The 4,186-nt window shown below is 54.1% G+C and carries 5 protein-coding genes; 4 read left to right on the top strand and 1 reads right to left on the bottom strand.

The genetic code is table 11. From position 1 onward, the window contains the following. On the top strand, positions 1 to 1,028 hold a 1,028-nt coding region (locus QT222_RS05280; RefSeq protein WP_491476538.1), incomplete at its 5' end, for an archaea-specific SMC-related protein. Between the two features lie 445 nt (positions 1,029 to 1,473). Continuing rightward, positions 1,474 to 1,668: a hypothetical protein gene (locus tag QT222_RS05275; protein ID WP_014732770.1), complete on the top strand. Its 195-nt coding sequence runs from the start codon at positions 1,474 to 1,476 to the stop codon at positions 1,666 to 1,668. A gap of 32 nt (positions 1,669 to 1,700) precedes the next feature. On the opposite strand, the gene QT222_RS05270 is transcribed toward QT222_RS05275, so the two are convergent. After that, the gene (locus QT222_RS05270; protein ID WP_049917572.1) at positions 1,701 to 2,318 is read right to left on the bottom strand and encodes a SprT-like domain-containing protein; all 618 of its coding nucleotides are present in this window, start codon (positions 2,316 to 2,318) and stop codon (positions 1,701 to 1,703) included. Between the two features lie 285 nt (positions 2,319 to 2,603). On the opposite strand from QT222_RS05270, the gene QT222_RS05265 reads away from it, so the two are divergent. Both QT222_RS05265 and QT222_RS05260 read left to right on the top strand, forming a co-directional pair. Next, positions 2,604 to 3,344 carry a helix-turn-helix domain-containing protein gene (locus tag QT222_RS05265; protein WP_491476537.1) on the top strand — a complete coding sequence of 247 codons (741 nt, stop codon included), beginning with the start codon at positions 2,604 to 2,606 and terminating at the stop codon, positions 3,342 to 3,344. 382 nt (positions 3,345 to 3,726) lie between these two features. Continuing rightward, the coding region (locus QT222_RS05260; protein ID WP_491476536.1) for a helix-turn-helix transcriptional regulator at positions 3,727 to 4,186 on the top strand (460 nt) is incomplete at its 3' end.

Here is a 4,186-nt window from a genome sequence, read left to right as displayed (position 1 = left end):
CGGGTGTGGCGAGTGCGCTGCGAGACGACGAAAACGGAAACGTCACCGACCAACTCCTCGGTGACGACCAAATCGTCTGTTGGACCTGTGGCTCCGAGGTCTCACAGGAGACAATCGAAGCAACCGTCGAGCATCTTCAGGACTACCGCGCAACGCTTGCGGCGGAACGCCGGTCGGCCCGCGAGGAGATTGACGAACTCTCGTCACGAGTCGATTCCATCGAAGAGCGCCGAAACCGACGCCGAGAGCTGTCTTCCCGACTCGAACAGACAATCGCCGAACGGAAAGAGACGGCCGACCGTATCGAGGACCTCGAATCCCGGCAAGAGGAACTGCGCGAGGAGGTTGCCGCCGTCGAGGAGGAAGCCGAGGATGTCGACGACGAAACCGACGAACTGGTCGAACTTCACTCGAAAGCGAACCGCGCGGAGCTCGAATGTGACCGCCTCGAATCCGAGCGCCAGCGCGTTCGCGACCGCCTAAACGAGGCGCAGACACGGAAGGAGGAACTCGCCGAGTTCGAAGCCCGCCGTGCGGAAATCGACGACGAAATTCGAGAACTCCGGGGTCGAATTGACCGAATCGAAGCGGAGGCGGTCGACGCGTTCAACGACCACATGGAGCGCGTTCTCGACATTCTTCAATACGAGAACATCGAACGGGTGTGGATCGAGCGGATTCACCAAGAACAGACCGGCCGTGGCGCGTCCCGCGATAACCGCGAGTTCAACCTCCACATCGTCAGACAGACCGAGTCCGGGTCCGTCTACGAGGATACGGTTGACCACCTGAGTGAGAGTGAGCGCGAGGTCATCGGACTGGTGTTCGGTCTCGCCGGGTACCTCGTCCACGACGTGGCCGAACAACTCCCGTTCATGCTGCTCGACTCGCTGGAGGCAATCGACTCCGAGCGAATCGCCTCCCTCGTCGAGTACGTCCACGAACACGCCGAGTACGTTGTCGTGGCGCTGCTGCCCGAAGACGCTTCCGCACTCGACGACGCTCACGAACGAATCACCGAAATCTAACCGAGAGACGGAATCTCTCGGGATCTATTGTCCCCGTCTGTAATCGAATTCATTGGAAGTCGATGATCGTTACAGATGTATCGGTGTAATATAACTATCATACACCTGTGGTATATACCGTTCCGTCAATAGGGAGATACTCGTATTTCCCATTTGTAGACACCTATCAAATCGGTTTATATTCGCATTGGTCGGTAATGAGTTGGTATGTGCTGTCATATCTGGGGGAGTCGGCATCCGTGCGTTGCACTTTGCATATATGGCAACAAATATCAAAAATATTATTACAGCGGTCTGCTGATGTGTCTATTCCTCTCAATATTATGTAGTCCTCGTGCTGGACGTAGCTTAATACTTTATTTTAGTAGCTACTATCAATAGTATAATTTGGTTGTTACTGTCTATCTATCCAATCCTTATGTGGCTGCGCAGTGAATATCTCTATATGGAACTCGACATCGGCCGGACTGGCGTTGCGATTCTCCTCGTGTTGTTCCTCATTTTAGGCGTCGAAGACGTGTACGTCTGGACTGTCTCGGGTGTTGTCCCCGGTATCGAATTCTTCGTGGCTCTCGTATTCGTTCTTGTCATCGCGTTCATTGCGATTCGAGAGGCACGAGAACACCCTCCGGCCCGGTAACTCTCCTTGCGGTCACTCTCTACTTTTCTTCCCTATGTTGCGTCGTTATCGTTCGTCTCCCTCTCTGTCCGACAGTCCAGTATTGCCCCACAGCACGCCGACCGGTACGCTGACGACTCCCGAACCAGTTTGCAGTCGCGGTACCGATAGGCAACGTCGGTACCGCAGTCACCACAGCTGAGCACATACTTTGGGTCGGTAAATCGACGAACGCGAATCGGTGCGTCGACTGACTCGGCACGCCGCCTGAATGACGGTCCATGGTCAGTTGCGCCAAACGTCTGGAACTGCTCGACGTGGACAAGTTCGTGTCGGAGCGTTGCGGCCCACTCGTCTCGGTCGAAGGACTCGAACGCCCGCCACGAAAGAGACATGGTACACGCTGGCGGTGTTGTGGTAGCACCTCCGATAGAACGAGTTGTCCAATCTATCGGCTTACCGACGGTTGTGCCATCAACGTTCGGTGTCTTTACTGCTGCTGCTCTCCGTTTTGCCCGGGTTGATACTTCCCACTGGACGAGGGTTACGTCGACGCTGAAATCGTACCTATCCACCGCACGAGTGCAGTACGCACGCGACCAGCGAACCAACTCGTCGTGCGACCCAATGACGTTGTACCCATCTGTGGACCCGCTGTCGTCGTGTGCCACGTTTCGACCCGTAGTTCGGAGTCGGGTATCATGGATGTTTTGTTCATCGTCGTGTTTCTGCTGTCTGGCGGCTGCCATATTGACCACGAGTGTTGTTGTTAGTCCAGGGGCTGCACTCACGACTAACTACGCCATAGCCCCTGCTGTTATCTCCTGTTTACTCTAAGCTGTGGAAGTACCTCTGAGCGAGGTCAAACCACTGCTTTTGATGGCTCACAATACCTGTTTTCGGCGGTATACCTGGTGTAAATGCATTCTGGCGTTCCTCGTGATAACGGATATTAAATGGCTGGTTCTACTGCTTCAGCCAATACTTACTTGCCCGATAATAAGGTATGTTGGAGTCGGTACGCTGGTATGAGCAGCGTTGCTACCCTTCGTGTCCCTGCGTCCGTGTTCGTTCTTGAAGAAGTACTCTCTCGGACCTCGGCCCTTGAAGTTTGGCCGCTCCGGTCTATTCAGGTTGACCGTGGTACCATGGCACCGTTGTTGTGGTTTCACGGTGCTGACCCCACCTCTGTCGAGCCATGGCTACGCGAGGACCCGAGTATTTCTGACCCTTCGTGTTTTTTCTCCTCGAAAAATAGAAGCGTTTACCGCGTCCACCTCAATCCGGCTACAGACGAATTTATGCGTATCTTCGTCGACGACCAGTTAAGCGTGGTTGGTGCACACGGACAAGACGGTGAGTGGGCACTGCGTGTACTGGCGGAAGACCGCGACGCACTCGGGACGTTGACCGATGTGTGGCGACGCGCCAGCCTTACGCACACTGTCGAATCTGTCGTCGACTGTGGAGATATTTCGTGCCCCACTCGATTTGGTCTTACCGAAGCACAGCATCACACACTGATGACTGCTTTTAATGAGGGCTACTACAGCGTACCGCGCAAAACAAATATAAATGAGCTCGCAAACAGATTTGGTATCTCTCATCAAGCAACGTCTCAACGCCTCCGTAGAGGCCACGAGCGGCTTGTTCAGAATACACTCCTCGAATGTTCTACGATGGAGTTTCCCTTCTGACACCTTGCAATAGCAACCAGAAGTTCAATGTCAATAACACAGAGTAGTGAACCCGGAATGGGTGCCTGAACTCGGGTGACAGACTCGCAACCCTACCTCTCACTGTGAGCGGGGCCCAGTGGAAAGCAACCTTCAAACGTACGCTCGGACCGACTGAACATCCGATGTTCCGTGCGTCCCCTTTGCATGCCGACTTCCCCGGCGTTCGACAGTGTTCGCTCAGGAGGGCAGCCATTCTTTCCGTACCAGTCACGTTACGATACGTGATTGGCTGTATCGCAACCCAATCGATACGTTGACGTGCTCAGACGAAACGTGATTACGTATCACCTATCAGACACCGCTGGCAGAAAGCGCAACATCATGAGTGAGATACTAGTTTATGAAGAATAGAAGCCAAAACGACTCCCAGTCTTCGACTCCAACACTCGACAGGCCAGGGGCTGAGGGTGGAATTGTCAACTATTGCCAATCTTTGTTGTCCCTCTGTTTCGCATATTGCAGGCGTATCCTTCGCGGACTCGCTGTACCGCTTTGGACTCGATTCAGTCAGGGATTAACTGGAGCATCAGCTATTGATTCGACGGCACCTGGGTCAGCAAGGGACGTTCGAACGGCAACCGACGGTTCTGTTACTCGTCTGAATGAGACTGACGACTGTCGCGATAGTTTGCCTCGAACTGACGACCCTGACCTTGATAATCCGCTCCTCGGCGTCGACCCGGAACTCCTCAACCCCGAGCGTCGAATCTTGCAACTGCTTATTATCGAAGGCGGTCGACTCCCGCAAGCAACGTTGGTCGAACGTACTCGTTGGTCTGACTCAACAATCAGTCGAACGC

The sequence above is a fragment of the Haloferax sp. s1 genome (assembly GCF_058382125.1).
Note: the sequence above shows the minus strand (reverse complement) of the source record. Positions and strands in the feature narration are given on the sequence as shown.

Excerpts from the sequence above, each read along its gene's own strand:
- QT222_RS05275 (WP_014732770.1), top strand. The coding sequence starts at position 1,474 with ATGGAACTCGACATCGGCCGGACTGGCGTTGCGATTCTCCTCGTGTTG.
- QT222_RS05265 (WP_491476537.1), top strand. The coding sequence starts at position 2,604 with ATGGCTGGTTCTACTGCTTCAGCCAATACTTACTTGCCCGATAATAAG.